General features: G+C 64.6%; 18 protein-coding genes and 1 pseudogene. 12 read left to right on the plus strand and 7 right to left on the minus strand.

Features of this window, described 5'->3' with window-relative positions; genetic code table 11:
• Nucleotides 1–126: 126 nt before the first annotated feature.
• A complete protein-coding gene (locus GWG65_RS07295) occupies nt 127–915 on the plus strand; it encodes an SDR family oxidoreductase (protein ID WP_275194696.1) in 789 nt (262 codons plus the stop codon).
• An 8-nt stretch (nt 916–923) separates the two neighbouring features.
• The gene (locus tag GWG65_RS07300; RefSeq protein ID WP_275194697.1) at nt 924–1,223 is read left to right on the plus strand and encodes a DUF1330 domain-containing protein; all 300 of its coding nucleotides are present in this window, start codon (nt 924–926) and stop codon (nt 1,221–1,223) included.
• A gap of 128 nt (nt 1,224–1,351) precedes the next feature.
• On the opposite strand, the pseudogene GWG65_RS07305 reads toward GWG65_RS07300, so the two are convergent.
• Both GWG65_RS07305 and GWG65_RS07310 read right to left on the minus strand, forming a co-directional pair.
• Nucleotides 1,352–2,361 (minus strand): annotated as a pseudogene (locus tag GWG65_RS07305) (zinc-binding alcohol dehydrogenase family protein).
• 141 nt (nt 2,362–2,502) lie between these two features.
• The gene (locus GWG65_RS07310) at nt 2,503–4,104 is read right to left on the minus strand and encodes an OprO/OprP family phosphate-selective porin (RefSeq protein WP_275194698.1); all 1,602 of its coding nucleotides are present in this window, start codon (nt 4,102–4,104) and stop codon (nt 2,503–2,505) included.
• A 316-nt stretch (nt 4,105–4,420) separates the two neighbouring features.
• Here GWG65_RS07310 and GWG65_RS07315 point away from each other — a divergent pair, with 316 nt between their 5' ends.
• The 4 genes from GWG65_RS07315 to GWG65_RS07330 all read left to right on the plus strand — a co-directional run bounded on the left by GWG65_RS07315 (nt 4,421) and on the right by GWG65_RS07330 (nt 8,820).
• Nucleotides 4,421–5,827 (plus strand): DegQ family serine endoprotease, encoded by a 1,407-nt coding sequence (locus GWG65_RS07315; RefSeq protein WP_275194699.1) that lies wholly within the window; start codon nt 4,421–4,423, stop codon nt 5,825–5,827.
• On the plus strand, nt 5,824–7,158 hold the full coding sequence (locus GWG65_RS07320; RefSeq protein ID WP_275194700.1) for a replication-associated recombination protein A: 1,335 nt from the start codon (nt 5,824–5,826) through the stop codon (nt 7,156–7,158). Before GWG65_RS07315 ends, GWG65_RS07320 begins: the two co-directional genes overlap by 4 nt.
• Before the next feature lie 76 nt (nt 7,159–7,234).
• Nucleotides 7,235–7,546: a HigA family addiction module antitoxin gene (locus GWG65_RS07325; protein WP_275194701.1), complete on the plus strand. Its 312-nt coding sequence runs from the start codon at nt 7,235–7,237 to the stop codon at nt 7,544–7,546.
• Nucleotides 7,543–8,820, plus strand: a complete 1,278-nt coding sequence (locus GWG65_RS07330) for an RluA family pseudouridine synthase (RefSeq protein ID WP_275194702.1) — start codon at nt 7,543–7,545, stop codon at nt 8,818–8,820. The genes GWG65_RS07325 and GWG65_RS07330 overlap by 4 nt, the downstream gene beginning before the upstream one ends.
• A gap of 217 nt (nt 8,821–9,037) precedes the next feature.
• Here GWG65_RS07330 and GWG65_RS07335 read toward each other — a convergent pair whose 3' ends face one another.
• A complete protein-coding gene (locus GWG65_RS07335; protein WP_275194703.1) occupies nt 9,038–9,484 on the minus strand; it encodes a hypothetical protein in 447 nt (148 codons plus the stop codon).
• 76 nt (nt 9,485–9,560) lie between these two features.
• Between GWG65_RS07335 and GWG65_RS07340 the strand changes: the two genes are divergently transcribed.
• The 4 genes from GWG65_RS07340 to GWG65_RS07355 all read left to right on the plus strand — a co-directional run bounded on the left by GWG65_RS07340 (nt 9,561) and on the right by GWG65_RS07355 (nt 13,197).
• Nucleotides 9,561–10,355 carry an ATP12 family protein gene (locus GWG65_RS07340; RefSeq protein ID WP_275194704.1) on the plus strand — a complete coding sequence of 265 codons (795 nt, stop codon included), beginning with the start codon at nt 9,561–9,563 and terminating at the stop codon, nt 10,353–10,355.
• A 53-nt stretch (nt 10,356–10,408) separates the two neighbouring features.
• A complete protein-coding gene (locus GWG65_RS07345; RefSeq protein ID WP_275194705.1) occupies nt 10,409–12,046 on the plus strand; it encodes a flagellar hook-length control protein FliK in 1,638 nt (545 codons plus the stop codon).
• Nucleotides 12,043–12,306, plus strand: a complete 264-nt coding sequence (locus tag GWG65_RS07350) for an EscU/YscU/HrcU family type III secretion system export apparatus switch protein (protein ID WP_275194706.1) — start codon at nt 12,043–12,045, stop codon at nt 12,304–12,306. Before GWG65_RS07345 ends, GWG65_RS07350 begins: the two co-directional genes overlap by 4 nt.
• 72 nt (nt 12,307–12,378) lie before the next feature.
• Entirely contained in the window at nt 12,379–13,197 is an 819-nt protein-coding gene (locus GWG65_RS07355) for a penicillin-binding transpeptidase domain-containing protein (RefSeq protein WP_275194783.1), read from the plus strand.
• A 21-nt stretch (nt 13,198–13,218) separates the two neighbouring features.
• On the opposite strand, the gene GWG65_RS07360 is transcribed toward GWG65_RS07355, so the two are convergent.
• The 3 genes from GWG65_RS07360 to GWG65_RS07370 all read right to left on the minus strand — a co-directional run bounded on the left by GWG65_RS07360 (nt 13,219) and on the right by GWG65_RS07370 (nt 15,046).
• On the minus strand, nt 13,219–13,701 hold the full coding sequence (locus tag GWG65_RS07360; protein ID WP_275194707.1) for a hypothetical protein: 483 nt from the start codon (nt 13,699–13,701) through the stop codon (nt 13,219–13,221).
• A 181-nt stretch (nt 13,702–13,882) separates the two neighbouring features.
• A complete protein-coding gene (locus GWG65_RS07365; RefSeq protein WP_275194708.1) occupies nt 13,883–14,479 on the minus strand; it encodes a hypothetical protein in 597 nt (198 codons plus the stop codon).
• Nucleotides 14,480–14,641: 162 nt separating this feature from the next.
• Nucleotides 14,642–15,046 (minus strand): DUF4260 domain-containing protein, encoded by a 405-nt coding sequence (locus GWG65_RS07370; protein WP_275194709.1) that lies wholly within the window; start codon nt 15,044–15,046, stop codon nt 14,642–14,644.
• Nucleotides 15,047–15,185: 139 nt separating this feature from the next.
• Between GWG65_RS07370 and GWG65_RS07375 the strand changes: the two genes are divergently transcribed.
• Both GWG65_RS07375 and GWG65_RS07380 read left to right on the plus strand, forming a co-directional pair.
• The gene (locus tag GWG65_RS07375; RefSeq protein ID WP_275194710.1) at nt 15,186–16,718 is read left to right on the plus strand and encodes an acyl-CoA carboxylase subunit beta; all 1,533 of its coding nucleotides are present in this window, start codon (nt 15,186–15,188) and stop codon (nt 16,716–16,718) included.
• 713 nt (nt 16,719–17,431) lie between these two features.
• A complete protein-coding gene (locus GWG65_RS07380; protein WP_275194784.1) occupies nt 17,432–17,779 on the plus strand; it encodes a hypothetical protein in 348 nt (115 codons plus the stop codon).
• Between the two features lie 24 nt (nt 17,780–17,803).
• Here GWG65_RS07380 and GWG65_RS07385 read toward each other — a convergent pair whose 3' ends face one another.
• Complete coding sequence (locus GWG65_RS07385) at nt 17,804–17,956, minus strand: hypothetical protein (RefSeq protein WP_275194711.1); 153 nt, start codon at nt 17,954–17,956, stop codon at nt 17,804–17,806.
• Nucleotides 17,957–18,030 lie beyond the last annotated feature (74 nt).

Consider the following 18,030-nt stretch of genomic DNA (forward strand, 5'->3'; position numbering starts at 1 on the left):
GACAGGGTTACGTGAGGCGCCACGCTGCTCCCGAAACGGCTCATCGTCTCACTGATCGGTGAGCGCCAATTGCGGCCCAATCCGCCACGTCCGATATCCCGATCATCGATCTGATGGAGATACTGCATGAACATAGACCTTTCCGGAAAAACTGCTCTGGTGACCGGCTCGACCGCCGGCATCGGCCACGCCATCGCCAGGGGGCTTGCGGCCTCCGGCGCGAACGTCGTGATCAACGGCCGCGGCCAGGACAAGGTCGATGCGGCCGTGCGCAAGCTGGAGGGCATCGGCGGCACGGTGCGCGGCATCGCCGCCGACGTTTCCACCACGGCGGGTTGCAAGGCGCTGATCGCAGCGCTGCCCGAAGTCGACATCCTCATCAACAATGCCGGCATCTTCGAGCCGAAGGACTTTTTCGAGATCCCGGACGAGGGCTGGACCCGCTTCTTCGAGGTCAACGTGATGAGCGGCGTGCGGCTGTCGCGCGCTTACCTGATGGACATGCTCGAGCGCAACTGGGGCCGCATCGTCTTTATCTCCTCGGAGTCCGCGCTCAACATACCAGTCGAGATGATCCACTACGGCATGACCAAGACCGCGCAGCTTTCTGTTGCGCGCGGGCTTGCCCAACTCACCCGCGGCACCGGCGTTACCGTCAATTCCGTGCTGCCGGGCCCGACGATGTCCGAGGGCGTCGAGACCTTCGTGAAGGACCTCGCCAAGCAGAACGGACAGTCGGTGGATGAGGCCGCAGCCAACTTCGTCAAGCAGCACCGCCCGAGCTCGCTGTTGCAACGCTTCGCTGGCGTCGACGAGATCGCCAATATGGTGGTCTATGTCGCCTCGAAGGAGGCATCCGCAACCAATGGCGCGGCATTGCGTGCCGAGGGCGGCATCGTCAACACCATCGCATGAGGCGATACATGCCGGCCTATGTGATTTCCGAGGTCGAGGTGCGCGATAGCAGCGCGATGGAGGTTTATCGCACGCTCGCAGCACAAACCATTGCGCAATATGGCGGCCGCTACCTCGCGCGCGGCGGCGCCACTGAGGTGGTGGAGGGCGGCCCGCCGCCCAAGACCATCATCATCGTCGAGTTTCCCTCGATGGCGCGGGCACGCGAGTGGTACGCATCAGTCGAATATGCCGAGGCGCTGAAACTGCGGCGAACCGCGCTGGAGCGGCGGTTGTTGTTCGTCGAGGGCGTGGCGCCGGACTCGTAGGTTCGGTTAGCGAAGCGTAACCCACCACTTCTGTCGCTACGTTAATGCAGGCGTGGTGGGTTACGCCCAGCGAACTGCGCGTTGCGCAGTCGTAGGCTGACCCACCCTACGCACCGACGTCGTCGATGCTACCACCCCTCCAGCACGATCTTGCCGCGTGACTTGCCGCTCTCGAGCAGCGCGTGCGCGCGCTTGAGGTTGGCCGCGTTGATGGCGCCGAAGGTCTGGTCGAGCGTGGTGCGAAGCACGCCCTTGTCGATGAGATCGGCGACATCATTGAGCAGGTGATGCTGCGCGATCATGTCGGGCGTCTGGAACGAGGAGCGCGTAAACATCGATTCCCAGTGCACCGAGATCGCCTTGCCCTTGAATGCGCTCATGGCGAATTCCGGCGGATCGTCGATCAGGCCGAACTTGCCCTGTGGCGCCATAAAGTCTGCGATCGCCTTGTAGTGCTGGTCGGTGAAGGTGAGGCTCGCCACCAGCGCGACCGGTGGCAGCTTGAGCTTCTCGATCTGCTCCTTCATCGGCTTGGCGTGATCGATCACCGCATGCGCGCCGAGATCGAGGCACCACTTTTGCGATTCCGGCCGCGTCGCGGTCGCGAGCACCGTGAGGCCCGTGAGGCGGCGGGCGAGCTGGATCAGGATCGAGCCGACGCCGCCGGCGCCGCCCGTGATCAGCAGCGTGTGCGGATCGACGCTCTTGCCCGGCACTGAAGACGATCGAACAACAGCTCCCAGGCGGTGATGGAGGTGAGTGGGAGTGCCGCCGCCTGCGCAAACGAGAGCGATTTCGGCTTGTTACCGACGATGCGCTCGTCGACCAGATGGAATTCGGAGTTGGTGCCCTGGCGCAGGATCGAGCCCGCGTAGAACACCTCGTCACCCGGCTTGAACAGCGTGACATCGGGCCCGACGGCATCGACTACGCCGGCTGCGTCATAGCCGAGGATCTTCACCTCGCCCTCGGGCGGGGTGGCACGCTTGCGCACCTTGTAGTCGACCGGATTGGCCGAGATCGCCTTCACGGCGACACGGATGTCGCGCCCCTTGGGTTCGGGCTTTGCGGTCTCGAAATCGATCAGCGAGTCCTGATCCTCGATCGGAAGCGATTTCCTGTAGCCGACGGCCTTCATGGCTTGTCTCCATCAGATGGTTGCTCGCCTGCAGCCCTAACTGTCGCCCTGGGTCCGGTTTTGCAAGTCCTGTAAACCAACAACCCGGCACGCGGCGTAAGTATCCGGGAGCGTGCCGTGCCGCTCCCGGAAGAGTTTGCGTCAGAACGCGAACTGCGTGCGCATCGCGACCGCGTCGAATTTCGAACCGACATCGGCGGTCGAGACCGGCGAGGCCTGCCGCGAGACGGTGCCGTGCAGGTAGTCGAGCATGAAGCGGACGTTGCCGTTGACGTACCAGTTGAGCGCGGCGGTGTAGACGGTCTGCCGTCCGCCGGCGATCCCGTTGGCGGCCGCGAGCTGATCGTTGAGGTCGATCTGGCTCACGCGTCCCGCGATCTCCCATGCGCCCCAGCCGCCGCCATCGAGCGAGAACGGATGCGCCGGCTTGACGCCGTTATAGGCGGCGTTTGCGGCGTTATAGGTATGGGTCTCGCCCGTCAGCACGTAGCCGGCCTGCGCGTAACCGCCCTGGAATTTGAGGCTCGGCGCGCCGACCAGCGGCACGCCGGTATTCGCACTGCGATCGACATTGTACCAGAAATACTCGCCCTGAAGAATGAGCGGTCCGTAGGTCGCGGCAGCTTCGACGCTGTAGACCTGCGCGCCCGAGGCGTTGGCGATCGCGCCCGTCGATACCAGCGTCGTCGGGTCGAGACGCAATTCCGGACGATCGCTGAGCGTGACCGTCTGCGTGTTCGCGATCAGATTGCGCGGCGGCTGGATCAGCCATTGTGCGTCGGCGCCGATATGCACCGAGTAGTCCTTGCCGCTGATCGGGTTGCCTGCCACGCGCGCCACGGCGCCGTATTGCTCGCTGGTGCCCGCCGGGGCGGCGCTCGAGGCGGAGTGGACCGCGCCGGTCGAAGGTCCGGTGACGTAGCCGCCGATCCAGAGCTGGTCGTTGAACCAGCGTGCGCCGGCGGCGGAGCGGAAGTCGCCGGCGGCGATGTTGGTCGCGACCACGCCGGGCGAGGCGCGTTCCATGAACATGATGTCGTTCGAACTCGTGGCTTCGTCCAGCGTGTAGGGCAGGTCCATGATGCCGGCTTCGATCGCCATCCTGCCGCCGAACGGTTTCAGGCCGGTGTAGCTGAGATAGGCGTTCTCGACGCCGGAGACGCCGCCGCCCGGCAGTGAGCCTGGAGCTGCGCCGCCAAATCCGTCGGACGAACCGCCGAAGTCGTAGACCAGCGCGAAATTCCAGTCGTTGAAGAATTTGCCGGTGACGCCGATACGCGCCCGGCGGAGGTTCTCGCCGCTGTCGAGCTTCTGCGGCACGGTGCCTGCCGTGTTGGGACGATAGTCGTAGCCGCCGACATCCCAGTGTACGCGGCTCGTGATGCCGACGCAGTTCGCCCCATCGGCGGTGCAGATCGTCGGCCGGTTGTTCGGCATCGTCACCACGACGCCAGACGGCGGCGCCGGGCCCTTGACCGGAAGTGCTGCATTGGCATTCGCGACGGCGGCCTTCGCCTCCGAGCGCGCTTCCGCCTTGGCTTCGGCCTTGGTCTTCGCATTGGCTGCCGTGTTCGCGGCGGTCTGACTTTGGAGCCTGTCGAGCTTCTGCTCGAGCATCTTCAACTGCTGTTTCAGGAGCGCGATCTCCTGATCGCTGCTGCCTGCCGATTGGGCCTGGGCCTGCGAGGCCGCCAGCGCACCGGCGAGACCAATCGCAGTCGCTGCAATTCTTGTCCTGCTCACGTCATCACTCCATCGGTTGGACCAACTTCCCCAAGTCGCGAACGGAGAGTCTAAGAATGATCGATGACTGCCCCGCGACGGCGCGCCCCGGTTGCGTGGTTCCCACTGATGCAAATTCGCCGCAACCGAATCCACCGTAAGCCACAATGCAGGATGATGGATGTCATGCCAATACGTGCGCTCGCGCAGAATGTCGGCGATCCGCGCAGGGCTTGCATGCCGGGCGGCCAGACGGAGGTTCGAATATTGCAGTCCGCCGGCCTTCTATTAGAGAACGAAGGCGCCTATATTCCGGCGTCTTTTCCAAGAGGTAGGAATGTTTCGATCGATCCGTGCCGCCGTCATCACGGCCTTGTGCATAGCCTTTTCGGCCCACGTCCATCCAGCCGCCGCGCAGGACCGTCGCGTTCCGTCGTCGCCGGCCGAGTTGCGGCTGTCCTATGCGCCGATTGTGCAGCGGGTGCAGCCGGCCGTCGTCAACGTCTATGCCGCCAAGATGGTACAGAACCGCAACCCGTTGCTCGACGATCCGATCTTCCGGCGCTTCTTCGGCGTGCCGGGTCAACAACCCGAGCAGATGCAGCGCTCGCTGGGCTCCGGCGTCATCGTCGATGCCTCCGGTCTCGTCGTCACCAACGTCCACGTCATCGAGGGAGCCGACCAGGTCAAGGTGTCGCTGTCGGATAAGCGCGAGTTCGAGGCCGAGATCCTGCTGAAGGATTCGCGCACCGATCTCGCTGTGCTGCGCCTGAAGGACTCCAAGGAGAAATTCCCGACGCTGGACTTCACCAATTCCGATGAGCTGCTGGTCGGCGACGTCGTGCTCGCGATCGGCAATCCCTTCGGCGTCGGCCAGACGGTGACCCACGGCATCATCTCGGCACTTGCGCGCACGCAGGTCGGCATCACCGACTATCAATTCTTCATCCAGACCGACGCGGCGATCAACCCCGGCAATTCCGGCGGCGCGCTGGTCGACATGAGCGGCAAGCTCGCCGGCATCAATACCGCGATCTATTCGCGCTCCGGCGGTTCGCAGGGCATCGGCTTTGCGATCCCGGCGAACATGGTGCGCGTCGTCGTCGCCTCGGCCAAGGGCGGCGGCAAGGCGGTGAAGCGACCATGGCTGGGGGCGCGGCTGCAGGTGGTCACGCCCGACATCGCCGACAGCCTCGGCCTGCGCTCGCCGACCGGTGCGCTCGTCGCAAGCGTGGTCGCGAGCGGACCCGCCGCAAAGGCCGGCCTGAAATCGTCCGACCTGATCGTCGCGATCGACGGCCAGACCGTGGACGATCCCAATGCCTTCGACTACCGTTTCGCCACACGTCCGCTCGGCGGCACGGCGCAGATTGATGTGCAGCGCGGCGGCAGGCCGGTCAAGCTGACGGTCGCGCTGGAGACGGCGCCCGACGGCGGCCGCAACGAGCTCGTCATCACCGCGCGCTCGCCGTTCCAGGGCGCGAAGGTCTCGACCATCACGCCGGCGGTCGCCGACGAGCTGCATCTGGACGCCGACACCGAAGGCGTGGTGATCACGGATATCGGCGGCGATACCGCGGCCGCGAATGTCGGCTTCCAGAAGGGCGATATCATTCTGTCGGTCAACAACCAGAAAATCAGCAGGACCGGCGATATCGAGAAGGCGGCCGCTGAACGCCAGCGGATCTGGCGCATCACGCTGGTGCGTGGCGGCCAGCAAATCAACGTCACGCTGGGCGGATGAGTCCGAAGCGACCACAGGAGACGCCGACTCTCTTCGCCGCGGCGGGGCTCGATCACGACGCGCCGCATCCGCTGCCGGACCGCCTGCGTCCGCGTGCGCTGTCGGAGGTCGTCGGCCAGGACCATATCCTCGGCCCCGACGGCGCGCTGACGCGCATGCTGGAGACGCGCACGCTGGGCTCGCTGGTGTTCTGGGGCCCGCCCGGCACCGGCAAGACCACTGTGGCGCGGCTGCTCGCGGACGCAACCGACCTGCATTTCGAGCAGATCTCCGCGGTGTTCTCCGGCGTCGCCGATCTCAAGAAGGCCTTCGATGCGGCGCGCGCCCGCCGCGAGATGGGCAAGGGCACGCTGCTGTTCGTTGACGAGGTCCATCGCTTCAACCGCGCCCAGCAGGATTCGTTTCTCCCCGTGATGGAAGACGGCACGGTGGTGATGGTCGGCGCCACCACCGAAAACCCGTCCTTCGAGCTCAACGCGGCGCTTCTGTCGCGCGCCCGCGTGCTGGTGTTTCGTTCGCTCGATGCTGATGCGATCGAGAAGCTGTTCAGGCACGCCGAGGCGGTTGAGGGCAAGAAGCTGCCGCTCGATGCGGAGGCGCGTGCGGTGCTGGTGCGCATGGCCGATGGCGATGGCCGCGCCTCCCTGACGCTCGCCGAGGAAGTCTGGCGCGCTGCGCGCAAGAATGAAGTCTTCGATGCCGCGCAGTTGCAGGAGATACTGCAGCGCCGCGCGCCGATCTACGACAAGTCGGCCGACGGGCACTATAACTTGATCTCGGCGCTGCATAAGTCGGTGCGCGGCTCCGATCCCGATGCCGCGCTGTATTATCTTGCGCGCATGCTCGATGCCGGCGAGGATCCGCTGTTCTTGGCGCGCCGCGTCGTGCGGATGGCGGTCGAGGACATCGGTCTTGCCGATCCGCAGGCACTCGTCATCGCCAACGCCGCCAAGGATGCCTTCGACTTCCTCGGCCATCCCGAGGGCGAGCTCGCCATCGCGCAGGCTGTGGTCTATCTCGCCACCGCGCCGAAATCGAACGCCGTCTACACCGCCTTCGGCGCGGCGATGCAGGTCGCAAAGCAGGGCGGCTCGCTGCTGCCGCCAAAGCACATTCTCAATTCCCCGACCAAACTGATGAAGTCGGAAGGCTACGGCGCAGCCTACGAGTACGACCACGACGCCCCCGATGCCTTCTCCGGCCAGGACTACTTTCCGGAAGCTCTCGGCCGCCACACGTTCTATGACCCGCCCGAGCGCGGGTTTGAGCGCGAGATCCGCAAGCGGCTGGATTATTGGGCAAAGCTGCGGAAGGAGCGGGGCGGAGACTAGGCTTTTGGAGCTTGCCAAGGGGTGGATTTACGGTTTACGTAACGCGTAATTCCCGGTAGTAAGGCCAAGAAATACTATGCCTCGCGAGCCCACTCACCCCGGCGAGCATCTTGCCGAAGAACTGCGAGATATCGGCATCACGGCAGCCGAACTGTCGCGCCAGATCGATGTACCGGTGAACCGCATCACTGGTATCATCAACGGTCAGCGCGGTATCACTGCCGACACGGCGCTGCGGCTTGGTCATTGGTTCGGCATGAGTCCGCAGTTCTGGATGAATCTTCAACAACAATATGAGCTGCGGCTCGCGGAGAAAGAGGTGGGGGCGCGGGTTGCTTCGCTGCCGCGCCGCGCGACCGCGATACGAAAGTTTGGAAAAACCGCATGAGCCGCCGCATCAAGAGAATGAACCCCAAGCCCCGTTCGCGTGACGAGCGCGACGATTCGCGTCCGCATCAAGCGCGCAGCGCGAAGAAAGCCGGGCCGCGGCCGGGCGGCAAGCCTGGCGCGAAGCCGCCGCGCTTTGCCTCCGAGCGCGCCGAGCGACGCCCGCCCAAGTCTGCGCTGGGAAAGTCTGCGCTGGGAAAGTCTGCACTGGGAAAGCCTGCGCTAGGAAAGCCCGCGCTGGAAAGGTCCGAGCCCGCTAAACCCGTCGAGGCGCTGCTGCCGACCAAGGTGCAGACCGTCACCGTGACCGCCGACGAGAACAACATGCGCGTCGATCGCTTTCTGGAGGCGCGCTTTCCCGGGCTTTCGTTCTCCCACATCCAGCGCGTAGTGCGCAAAGGCGAGTTGCGCGTCGATGGCAAGCGCGTCGACAGCAAGGACCGCCTCGAGGAGGGGCAGAGCGTCCGCATTCCGCCGCTCAAGCTGGATGCGCCGAAGGCGGCGGCCGGCTCGCTGTCGGAAGCTGCTCAGAAGACGCTTCAGGCGCTGAAGGAGATGACCATCTACGAGGACGACGACGTCCTTGTGCTGAACAAGCCGGCCGGCCTCGCCGTCCAGGGCGGCTCGGGCATGACGCGGCACATCGACCAGATGCTGGAGGTGATGCGCGACGCCAAAGGCCAGAAGCCGCGCCTGGTGCACCGGATCGACAGGGAGACCTCGGGCTGCCTGCTCGTTGCCAAGACGCGCTTTGCCGCAAGCCATCTGACCGGCGCGTTCCGCTCGCGGTCGGCGCGAAAGACCTATTGGGCGCTGGTGCCGGGCCTGCCGAAGCCGAAGCAGGGCCGCATCTCGACGTTCCTTGCGAAGGAAGAGAGCGAGGACGACACCATCATGCGCATCGCCCAGCATGGCGACGAAGGCGCGAGCCATGCGGTGACCTATTACGCGGTGGTCGAGACCGCCGGCAACAAGCTCACCTGGGTGTCCTTGAAGCCGGTGACCGGCCGCACCCATCAGCTCCGCGCGCACATGGAGCATATCGGCCATCCCATCGTCGGCGATCCCAAATATTTCAATATCGAGAACTGGCAACTGCCGGGCGGCCTGCAAAACCGGCTGCATCTTTTGGCGCGCAGGATCGTGATCCCGCATCCGCGCGGCGGTGTGATCGACGCTACCGCGCCGCTGCCGCCGCACATGCAGCAGTCGTGGAATTTGCTCGGCCTCGATGCAACCAGATTTGATCCGATCGAGAACGCGCCGGAAGAGTAGCTAAGTTGAACGGGGACGGTGTCTCCTCGGTGTCGTCCCGGCGCAGGCCGGGACCCATAGCCACAGGCGGAAGTTTGGCGAAGACCCGCAGTTGGATTTGTTCGTCGGTACGCAGACCGCGCGCTAAAGATAGATTCCGCGGTATGGGTCCCGGCCTTCGCCGGGAAGACGCTGAGATTTGGCCGACAGGCTCGCCGATGTCCCGCAGTACATCTCTTCAATTCCGGAACTGCTCCAAAAACATCCGCAAGCTGTCATGCGGGCTCTCGACGTCGGTGATCAGCCAGCCCTCGGGCCCGTTAACCAGGATGAAGTTCAGCGTGATACGCCGGCCGCGATTGTCGAAATTGGCCGCGACATAGATCTTGTCGTATTGCTTGCGGAGGACCGCGAGCGTGACCGGGCCGAGCTTCCAGGTCGGGCTCTGCACCAGGAAATCATAGGGTTCGGCTCTCGGCGTGCTCCAGGCCTTGCGTAGGCTGGGATCGAAAAATTGCCGGGCGCTTGCGGCATCGCGCGGCAGGCCTTTGGACAGCTCCGGCGCGCCCTCGCCGTAATAGGCGTAGACGTTGCGCACGGCCGATTCCGGAGTACGGAAGCCGGCTTGCGCCGTGGCCAGCCAGAACCCGGTGAACAGGGCCACAATGCCCGCAAGTTCCCTCATGCTTGCCGCTCGCTTTATCGGCCACCGGTCTTAGCTTAAAAGGCTAGCATTGTGCGGCGGAGACCGAAAACTCAAGATGCGCGAATTGTTCGATGAGGCCGCGGGGCAATCCCCGCTCGATCCGCAGGAGGCGGTGCGTAGGGCCACGCGCGTGCCGCAGCGCAAGCGCTTCTACCAGGAGGCTGGTGTGGCCGAGGCCGAGCGCGGCTTTGCCATCACGCTCGACGGCAAGCCGATCCGCACGCCCTCCGGCCGCCAGGTGGTGATCCCGTCGCGCGCGCTGGCCGAAGCCGTGGCCGCAGAATGGGCGGCTCAGGCGGAGACGATCGATCCCGTGACGATGCCGCTGACGCGGATCGCCAACAGCGTGGTCGAGGGCGTTGTCGACCGCGTCGAGCTCGTCAGTGACGACCTCGCAAAATACCTGCAATCCGACCTGCTATTCTACCGCGCCGGCCATCCGGAGGGACTGGTGGCCCGCGAGGCCGCGCATTGGGATCCCGTGCTGTTCTGGGCCGCGGAGATCTTGGGCGCGCATTTCATCCTGTCCGAGGGCATCATGCATGTGAAGCAGCCGGACGAGGCGATCCAGGCCGCGCGCGCCGTGCTGCCGCAGGATGCGTGGTCCGTGGCTGCGCTCCACGTGATCACGGCCCTGACCGGCTCGGCGCTGCTGGCGCTGGCACTGGCCCACGGGGTGCGCGATGCCGACCAAGTCTGGGCGGCAGCCTATGTCGATGAGGACTGGAATGCCGAGAAGTGGGGGGTGGACGAGGAAACAGCCGCCCGCCGCGCCGCGCGGCTGAGGGATTTTCAGGCTGCCGTGACGGTTCTGGCGGCGGTCGAGCCGGCCGCGACCAGAGGTCCTTAACGAGAGGTTTACGACGCCGGCGTTAGGGTGGCCCGTGCTCCTGGGCTCCTGAGATGGCGATGCCGATAAGCTCGATCCTGCCCGTCGGCGCTGCCAGCCCCATGGCTGATGCGGCGACGCCTGACCTTGTCCTTCAGGCCGGCGGCGTCGTCGACGCCAAGGTCGTCAGCGTGCTCGCCGACAATCTGGTGCGGATCGCGATTGCCAACCTCTCCCTGGACGTGATGTCCGAGGTGGCGCTGTCGCCCGGACAAAATCTCCAGCTCGCGGTGTCGCAGAACGACGGCACGATCCGGCTTGCAATCGTCAATGGGGCAGGCGAGGCAGCTGATCAGGTCACACTGACGCCGACAGCGGCGTCGCTGCTGGACAGCCCGCCGTTCGCGCCCTCCGCGACGACCGCGCGCAGTCTCCTGACGCCGTCCGAGCAGGTCGCAGTCACCTCGGCCTCGGCCGAGGCTGTGACTAAGCAGGGCAGCCAGGCGCCGCTGTTCACCGATCTTGCTTCGGCCGTGACCGGCAGCAATCTGCCGGCCGGACTGAAGCAGGCGATGCTGGACGTGCTGGCACAGCAGACGCCGCTCAACGCGGGGCTCGATGGCGGCGATGTTGAGTCCGCCTTCCAGAGGTCGGGGCTCTTTCTCGAGGCGTCTCTTGGGACGGGCGCGCCACCGTCTTCCGGCACTGTACCGGACCTCAAGGCGGCACTGCTGGTGCTGCGCCAGACGCTGGTCGCGACCTCAGTTGCGCTCGAAACCGGCGCGCCGCAGGCACCGGTGCAAGGCGCCGCGCTGCCGACGAGCGCCATGGCCACGCCGCAGACCGCAGCGTCGGCACTTCAGGCGGCGGGCGAGGCTGCGCATGCGGCGTTGCCGTCGACCGGTGCGGAGATCGCCCAACCGGCCCAACTGCCACGCAGTGCTGCGCTCGCAGCAGCAGTGCTGGGAGACGTGGCGGGTGAAACGCCGCAGGCCGCAGGGCCGCGAACCATCTCCGGCGGACTCGCCGCGAGCCTGCTGCAGGAAGTCACGCAAAACCTGCCGCGCATGACCGGCAACGTGCCGGGCTCCAACAAGGCGGTGCCTGACAGCCACATCTTCGAGGCAGCCGCGCGCGCGACCACGCCGCCGCCGTTCCGCGGCGCGCTGCCGTCGCCGCAATCCATCGCCTCGCCGTCGCTCGCGCCGGATATGCCGCTGGCTGCAACCGTGCACCGACTGCTCGACGACACCGACGCCGCGATCGCGCGGCAGACCTTGCTGCAGGTCGCCTCGCTGCCCGATCGCGTCGATGCTAGCGGTCACCGCATCGATCCGACCGTCCCGCAGTGGAATTTCGAGATTCCGTTCTTGACGCCGCAAGGCACCGCGATGGCGCAGTTCGAGATCTCGCGCGACGGCGGCAACGAGTCGGCTGATCCGGCCACGCGCGCCTGGCGCGCGCGTTTCTCGCTCAACGTCGAGCCGGCCGGCCCCGTGCATGCACTGATCACCCTGAGCGGCGACAAGACTTTCGTGCGGATGTGGGCAGAGCGGCCGGCAACCGCGCAGCAGCTTCGCGCCGGCATCGGCGAGCTCAGCCAGGCCATGACCCGAGCCGAGCTCAAGCCCGGCGACATCGTGGTCCGCGACGGTACGCCGCCCAAGCCCGCACCTGCCCGCGCCGGGCACTTCCTGGATCGCGCCACATGAGCGACCAAACCAAGCTCGCGATCGCGCTGCATTACGAGAAGGGCAGCAACGCGCCGGTGGTCGTCGCCAAGGGCAAGGGCACGATCGGCGCAAAGATCATCGAGGTCGCCAAGGCCCACGACATCCCGATCGAGGAGAACGAGGTCTTGGCTGGCGCGCTATCCAAGGTCGAACTCGGCGAGGAGATCCCGCCCGACCTCTACAAGGCCGTCGCCGAAGTGCTGGTGTTCGTGCTGCGGCTGTCGGGCCGAGGGCGCTGACACCTGTCATCGTTTCACCACGATATCGGCTGCATGGTCGCGCCAACTGTCATCACCCAACGGACACTGCCCTTGCTGACCCGCCGTTCCACCCTCGGCGTTCTCGCCGCAGCCGCCACCCTGCCATCCCGCGCGCTTGCTGTTGTCGCGCCGCCGCGCAACGAGATCCGCGAGAGCCTTGCAAAGCGCTTCACTGATTTGGGCACGGCCGGCACCTTCATTGGCTACAAGGTCGAGGACTATCTGATCGTTGCGAGCGACCGGGAGCGCTCGGGCGAAGGCAAGCTGCCGGCCTCGACCTTCAAGATTCCGAACTCGCTGATCGCGCTGGAAACCGGTGTCGTCGCCGATCCCGACAAGGACGTCTTTCCGTGGGACGGCGTCAAACGTCCAATCGAGGCCTGGAACAAGGATCACACGCTGCGCAGTGCGATCGCGGTGAGCGCCGTGCCGGTCTATCAGGAGATCGCGCGCCGGATCGGGCAGGAGCGCATGCAGAAATATATCGACCTGTTCGACTACGGCAATCGCGACATCGGCGGCGGCATCGACCAGTTTTGGCTCACCGGTGCCTTACGCATCGACCCGGTCGAGCAGATCGATTTCGTCGACCGGCTGCGCCGCCGCGCGCTGCCGATCTCCAAGCGCAGCCAGGATCTGGTCGCCGACATCCTGCCGGTGACCAAGGTCGGCGACAGCGTCATCCGCGCCAAGTCGGGGCTCTTGGGCGCCGAGCGCGGCGCGCCGTCGCTCGGCTGGATGGTCGGCTGGGCCGAGAAGGGTGAAGCGCATACGGTGTTCGCACTCAACATGGACTGCGGCGAGCCGCGCCTCGTCGGCGAGCGCATGCCGCTGACGCAAGCCTGCCTTGCCGATATCGGCGCGATCTAGCGTAGCAGCGGCAGCGCCGGACTAACGCCGTTCCAGGGCCAGCGAAACGTTCGTGACGTTGGTACCCTGCGGACGAATCGAGACCGTTTGCCGTCCGCCGCGCGTTGTCAGGGACAGATTGGCGGAGAAGTTGTCGCCACGCGCAGCCGCATCGACATGATCGCCGCTCGCACGGCCCGAGATCGTGCCGGATGCGTTGCGGGTGGCTTCGCTCCACGACCCGGAAACGGCGCCGCCCCGATACTCGACGTCGCCGGTAAGATCGAAATTGTAGCTCTCGCTCGCGCATTTCAGATTGAGGTCAAGCTGAGCGCTGCCGTTGCCGACATTGTAGGTCGCGCGGCAACGCAGCCGCTCCTGCCCGCCATCCGTCGTGCTCAATACGCCACCGCCAGACCACGAGCCGGCCATGGCGGTAAAGGGGGATGCGGCGCTCGCCATGCCGCAGGGAAGGCAGAGCGTCGCCGCGAGCAATCCTGTTCGTGCGATCATGGACCCAGGCATCGCAGGATCTCCTCTCTCGACTGGATCGTCGTTTCAACGCGCGGAACTCGAAGCGGTTTCTTGGAGTTCCGCGGAAGGCTGGCGCGACGGATCTTCTTTTCTTTGCTTGCACCAAAGAACGTGGATGCCCGGGACAAGCCCGGGCATAACGACCCCTCGTGAATGTCCGTTGCCCCTAGCCTCAGGTGGGACCGGCCGTCTTCTTTGCCGTCAGCGCCTGCTCGATCGCAAAGCCGCCGATCTCGCTCATGGCTTGCGAGATTATGTCGCCCTCGCGGGCAAAGCCGCCTGAGAGGAAATCGAACTGCGTGCGCGCCAGCCGCAGCACCTCGATCGGCACGGAGACGACGGTTTCGTTGAAGCTGTCGACGGAGGCGCGCAGGGTCTCGAGCTCGGTTGTGAGCTTGCCGATGTGGGTCTCCGCATCCTGCATCAGGCAGGAGAGCTTGCCGCGCTCCGCATTGAATGCGGTGCGTTGGGCCGCGGCGGCAGCGGTGACTTCAGCGAGCTGCGTCCGCAACTCGTCGATCTTCCTGGCCATGGCATCGGAGGCGAGCTCAGCGGCCTCGCGCAGTTCGGTGCCACGGGTGTTTTCTTCCTGCTGCCGGTGATAGAGCCGCTCGGCCGTCATGGCCCGCTGCGCCAGCGACTCGATCAGCGCGGCGGCACGCAGCAGCATCTCGCCGTTGCGACCCGAGACCATGCTGGCCATCCGCCGCAGGAAGGCGATGGTCTCGGACGACGACTTCGGCTGGAGGGGAACGACCGAGGCGGACATGTGTGATGCTTGCAGCCAGACGTGGTGGACCGCCGCCGTACCGATTGAGCTCACGCAACATTCGGCGCCTGATCGTGAAGGGCAAGCAAGCCTGAATCGGTTGGCCTGGTCAACCGGCGCGGGAGACAAAATGGCGGCAGTCCGCCGCCAAAGTGCGCGGGCTCAGGCGTCCTTCTGCCGGCCGATCCGGCCGAGATGGGTGAAGCCGAAGCCGGCCGAATATTTCAGGCCATAGCCGAGCGCCCGGTCGAGGCCGATATGGGCGAGCCAGATCAAGGCGATGGACAGGATCAAGGGTGAGGCGAAGCCGAAGCCCAGCGTCAGCAGCGCCACCGGCGCCATGTAGCTGTGGGCGGCGTTGTAGACCAGCGCGCCGAACTTTGCGTCCGAGAGGTAGGCGAGGAAACTGAGATCAGGGACGAAGAACAGCAGGGCGAACACCAACCAGGAGCCGTCCCAGGCCGCGTAGAGCGTCACCATCCCTGCCAACAGGGTCAGGCCCTCGAGCCGCAGCAGGATCTTGACCCCGCCGGTCACCGTGCCGGCTGCAGCCGCTGTTTCGTCCATCGTCGCCTCTCTCTGCAAAGCCTTGCAATCCCTCACGGTTTCCACAGCCACAGGGCAGACCTGCGAGGCCGAAAGCCGCTTCCCGGCCCGCAAAATGCCGTGTTAGAACCCAGCATCACTTACGACCTGGCGGGAGCAAATGAAACATATCCTTGACGCCCTTGAAGACCGTCGTGCCGGCGCCAAGCTCGGCGGCGGCGAGAAGCGCATCGAGGCGCAGCACGCCCGCGGCAAGCTGACCGCGCGCGAGCGCATCGAACTGCTGCTCGACAAGGGATCGTTCGAGGAATTCGACATGTTCGTCGAGCACCGCTCGACCGAGTTCGGCATGGAGAAGAACAAGATCCCCGGCGACGGCGTTGTCACCGGCTGGGGCACCGTCAACGGCCGCAAGACCTTCGTGTTCGCCAAGGATTTTACCGTGTTCGGCGGCTCGCTGTCGGAGACCCACGCGCTGAAGATCACCAAGCTTCAGGACATGGCGATGAAGGCGAGGGCGCCCATCATCGGCCTCTATGACGCGGGCGGCGCCCGCATCCAGGAAGGCGTCGCGGCGCTCGCGGGCTATTCCTACGTGTTTCGCCGCAACGTGCTCGCCTCCGGCGTGATCCCGCAGATCTCCGTCATCATGGGCCCCTGCGCCGGGGGCGACGTTTATTCGCCGGCGATGACCGACTTCATCTTCATGGTGAAGAATACCAGCTACATGTTCGTCACCGGCCCCGACGTGGTGAAGACGGTGACCAACGAGGTCGTCACCGCAGAAGAGCTCGGCGGTGCCTCCGTGCACGCCACGCGCTCCTCGATCGCCGACGGCGCGTTCGAGAACGACGTCGAGACGCTGCTGCAGATGCGGCGCCTGATCGATTTCCTGCCGTCCAATAACAGCGATGGCGTGCCGGAATGGCCGAGCTTTGACGACATCGGCCGCATCGACATGTCGCTGGATACGCTGATCCCCGACAATCCGAACAGACCCTACGACATGAAGGAGCTGATCCTGAAGGTCGTGGACGAGGGCGACTTCTTCGAGATCGCTGACGCCTTTGCCAAGAACATCGTCACCGGCTTTGGCCGCATCGCCGGCCGCACCGTCGGCTTCGTCGCCAACCAGCCCATGGTGCTGGCCGGCGTGCTCGACAGCGACGCATCGCGCAAGGCCGCGCGCTTCGTTCGTTTTTGCGATGCCTTCAATATCCCGATCGTCACCTTCGTCGACGTGCCCGGCTTCCTGCCCGGCACCGCCCAGGAATATGGCGGCCTGATCAAGCACGGCGCCAAATTGCTGTTTGCCTACTCGCAGTGCACGGTGCCGCTGGTGACCATCATCACCCGCAAAGCCTATGGCGGCGCCTTCGATGTCATGGCCTCCAAGGAGATCGGCGCCGACATGAATTACGCCTGGCCGACCGCCCAGATCGCGGTGATGGGCGCCAAGGGCGCGGTCGAGATCATTTTCCGCAGCGACATCGGCGACCCCGACAAGATCGCGGCGCGAACGAAGGAATACGAAGACCGCTTCCTGTCCCCCTTCATCGCCGCCGAGCGCGGCTATATCGACGACGTCATCATGCCGCACTCGACGCGGAAGCGGATCGCAAGGGCGCTTTCGATGCTGAAGGACAAGAAGGTGGAAACGCCGGCGAAGAAGCACGACAATTTGCCGTTGTGATTATTTTGATAAATCTCTAAGGTAGAGCGAATATGGTGCTTAATATGATTGCGGTCGAGGAGATTGTGCGTGCCCAATACTTTGGAGATTGTTTCGCAACTTGAGAATAGACTCGCGCATCTAAAGTCTACGTTGTTGTATGCGCATCGGGCCTTCGTAATCGAATTTGCGGGCACACCGAAGTCCGGCAAGAGCACGTCGGTAGAAGCTAATCAGGGCTGCGCAGAGAGAGTTATGGGAAGAGGTTCCTTCCATTCGCAACATGGCTGACCTAACTCTTGAGCCTCTGACCGCCGAAGTTCGCTATGGGCCGGTCCTTTCGCGCTCGGTAGGGCAGCAGACATACTACGATGTTCAATTCTTTCTGCTTAGAATTGGTACCAATCCTTCCAACGTACTCGACAATTTGGGAGCGCGTACTTTGAATGTGCTTGTGCCTCAAGAGGATATCTTGAGGGACGAGAGTGGCCGGGTTTCTGGACTGATAAAATTCCTTAGCCGCGCGGTGTCGGGAGGAATCGAGAGTGTTCCTTTGAGTTCTCCGATTAATTTGATGCCATCCGGTCGTTGGGCTGGGGGGCGCCGGGATCAACTTGAATTTGCCTGGGCCTAACGACCAGGGCCGGGATTTTCGAAGCTGAATCTGTGGACGAACGATAGCCGCTCCGCCGGTTTGGTTCGTTGATGATGCGGCACCCAAATTCTTGAACCCGATGACCGAAGGCGATCCCACCGACGAGATTTCCGACATCGAAGCGCGGATCGAGGCGCTGGCTGAGATCGCCGAGCGATGCAGGAAATACATTCTGGCGTCCAAGATCGCGATTGGCGGTGGCGCTGTGTTGCTGCTGGTGACGATCCTCGGCGTGTTCGGCTTTGGTCAAACGGCGGCGCTCGGATCGATCGCTCTGATGCTGGGCGGAATCGTCTCGCTTGGATCGAACGTCAGCACGTTGCGGCAAACCGAAAGCGCCATCGGTGCTGCGGAGGCGCTTCGGTCTCAACTGATCAGCAGGATCGACCTGCGCGTGGTCGCGGACGCGCCAATGAAGCTGGTGTGACGCGCCACTTGGCGCTGCCACGTCTCACGCGGCAGCCCTGCGCGTCAGGACCTGTAACTCCGTGCGGCATTCAGCTGCGAAGGCCTGAAGCCGCTCCACGGTTTTCTGGTCGAGGATGGCTTTCGCCAGCCGCTCGGCGCGGGCTAGTTGCTCTCTAAGGAATTCGATGCGGGCCATGTGTCACCTTCCGCTGCGATGGTTGGAAGCAAATTGCTTCGTTCCGGCGGCCATGACTCTAGGGTTATCGCCGG

The sequence above is a fragment of the Bradyrhizobium sp. CSA207 genome (assembly GCF_029051685.1).
In the GTDB taxonomy this organism is placed as follows: Bacteria; Pseudomonadota; Alphaproteobacteria; order Rhizobiales; family Xanthobacteraceae; genus Bradyrhizobium.

What these genes read in the sequence shown, in the direction of transcription:
- GWG65_RS07370 (WP_275194709.1), bottom strand. Translation starts at nt 15,046, where the DNA reads ATGGACGAAACAGCGGCTGCAGCCGGCACGGTGACCGGCGGGGTCAAG.
- GWG65_RS07340 (WP_275194704.1), top strand. Translation starts at nt 9,561, where the DNA reads ATGCGCGAATTGTTCGATGAGGCCGCGGGGCAATCCCCGCTCGATCCG.
- GWG65_RS07365 (WP_275194708.1), bottom strand. Translation starts at nt 14,479, where the DNA reads ATGTCCGCCTCGGTCGTTCCCCTCCAGCCGAAGTCGTCGTCCGAGACC.
- GWG65_RS07385 (WP_275194711.1), bottom strand. Translation starts at nt 17,956, where the DNA reads ATGGCCCGCATCGAATTCCTTAGAGAGCAACTAGCCCGCGCCGAGCGG.
- GWG65_RS07325 (WP_275194701.1), top strand. Translation starts at nt 7,235, where the DNA reads ATGCCTCGCGAGCCCACTCACCCCGGCGAGCATCTTGCCGAAGAACTG.
- GWG65_RS07330 (WP_275194702.1), top strand. Translation starts at nt 7,543, where the DNA reads ATGAGCCGCCGCATCAAGAGAATGAACCCCAAGCCCCGTTCGCGTGAC.
- GWG65_RS07350 (WP_275194706.1), top strand. Translation starts at nt 12,043, where the DNA reads ATGAGCGACCAAACCAAGCTCGCGATCGCGCTGCATTACGAGAAGGGC.
- GWG65_RS07380 (WP_275194784.1), top strand. Translation starts at nt 17,432, where the DNA reads ATGACCGAAGGCGATCCCACCGACGAGATTTCCGACATCGAAGCGCGG.
- GWG65_RS07315 (WP_275194699.1), top strand. Translation starts at nt 4,421, where the DNA reads ATGTTTCGATCGATCCGTGCCGCCGTCATCACGGCCTTGTGCATAGCC.
- GWG65_RS07320 (WP_275194700.1), top strand. Translation starts at nt 5,824, where the DNA reads ATGAGTCCGAAGCGACCACAGGAGACGCCGACTCTCTTCGCCGCGGCG.
- GWG65_RS07375 (WP_275194710.1), top strand. Translation starts at nt 15,186, where the DNA reads ATGAAACATATCCTTGACGCCCTTGAAGACCGTCGTGCCGGCGCCAAG.
- GWG65_RS07345 (WP_275194705.1), top strand. Translation starts at nt 10,409, where the DNA reads ATGGCGATGCCGATAAGCTCGATCCTGCCCGTCGGCGCTGCCAGCCCC.
- GWG65_RS07295 (WP_275194696.1), top strand. Translation starts at nt 127, where the DNA reads ATGAACATAGACCTTTCCGGAAAAACTGCTCTGGTGACCGGCTCGACC.
- GWG65_RS07300 (WP_275194697.1), top strand. Translation starts at nt 924, where the DNA reads ATGCCGGCCTATGTGATTTCCGAGGTCGAGGTGCGCGATAGCAGCGCG.
- GWG65_RS07360 (WP_275194707.1), bottom strand. Translation starts at nt 13,701, where the DNA reads ATGCCTGGGTCCATGATCGCACGAACAGGATTGCTCGCGGCGACGCTC.
- GWG65_RS07335 (WP_275194703.1), bottom strand. Translation starts at nt 9,484, where the DNA reads ATGAGGGAACTTGCGGGCATTGTGGCCCTGTTCACCGGGTTCTGGCTG.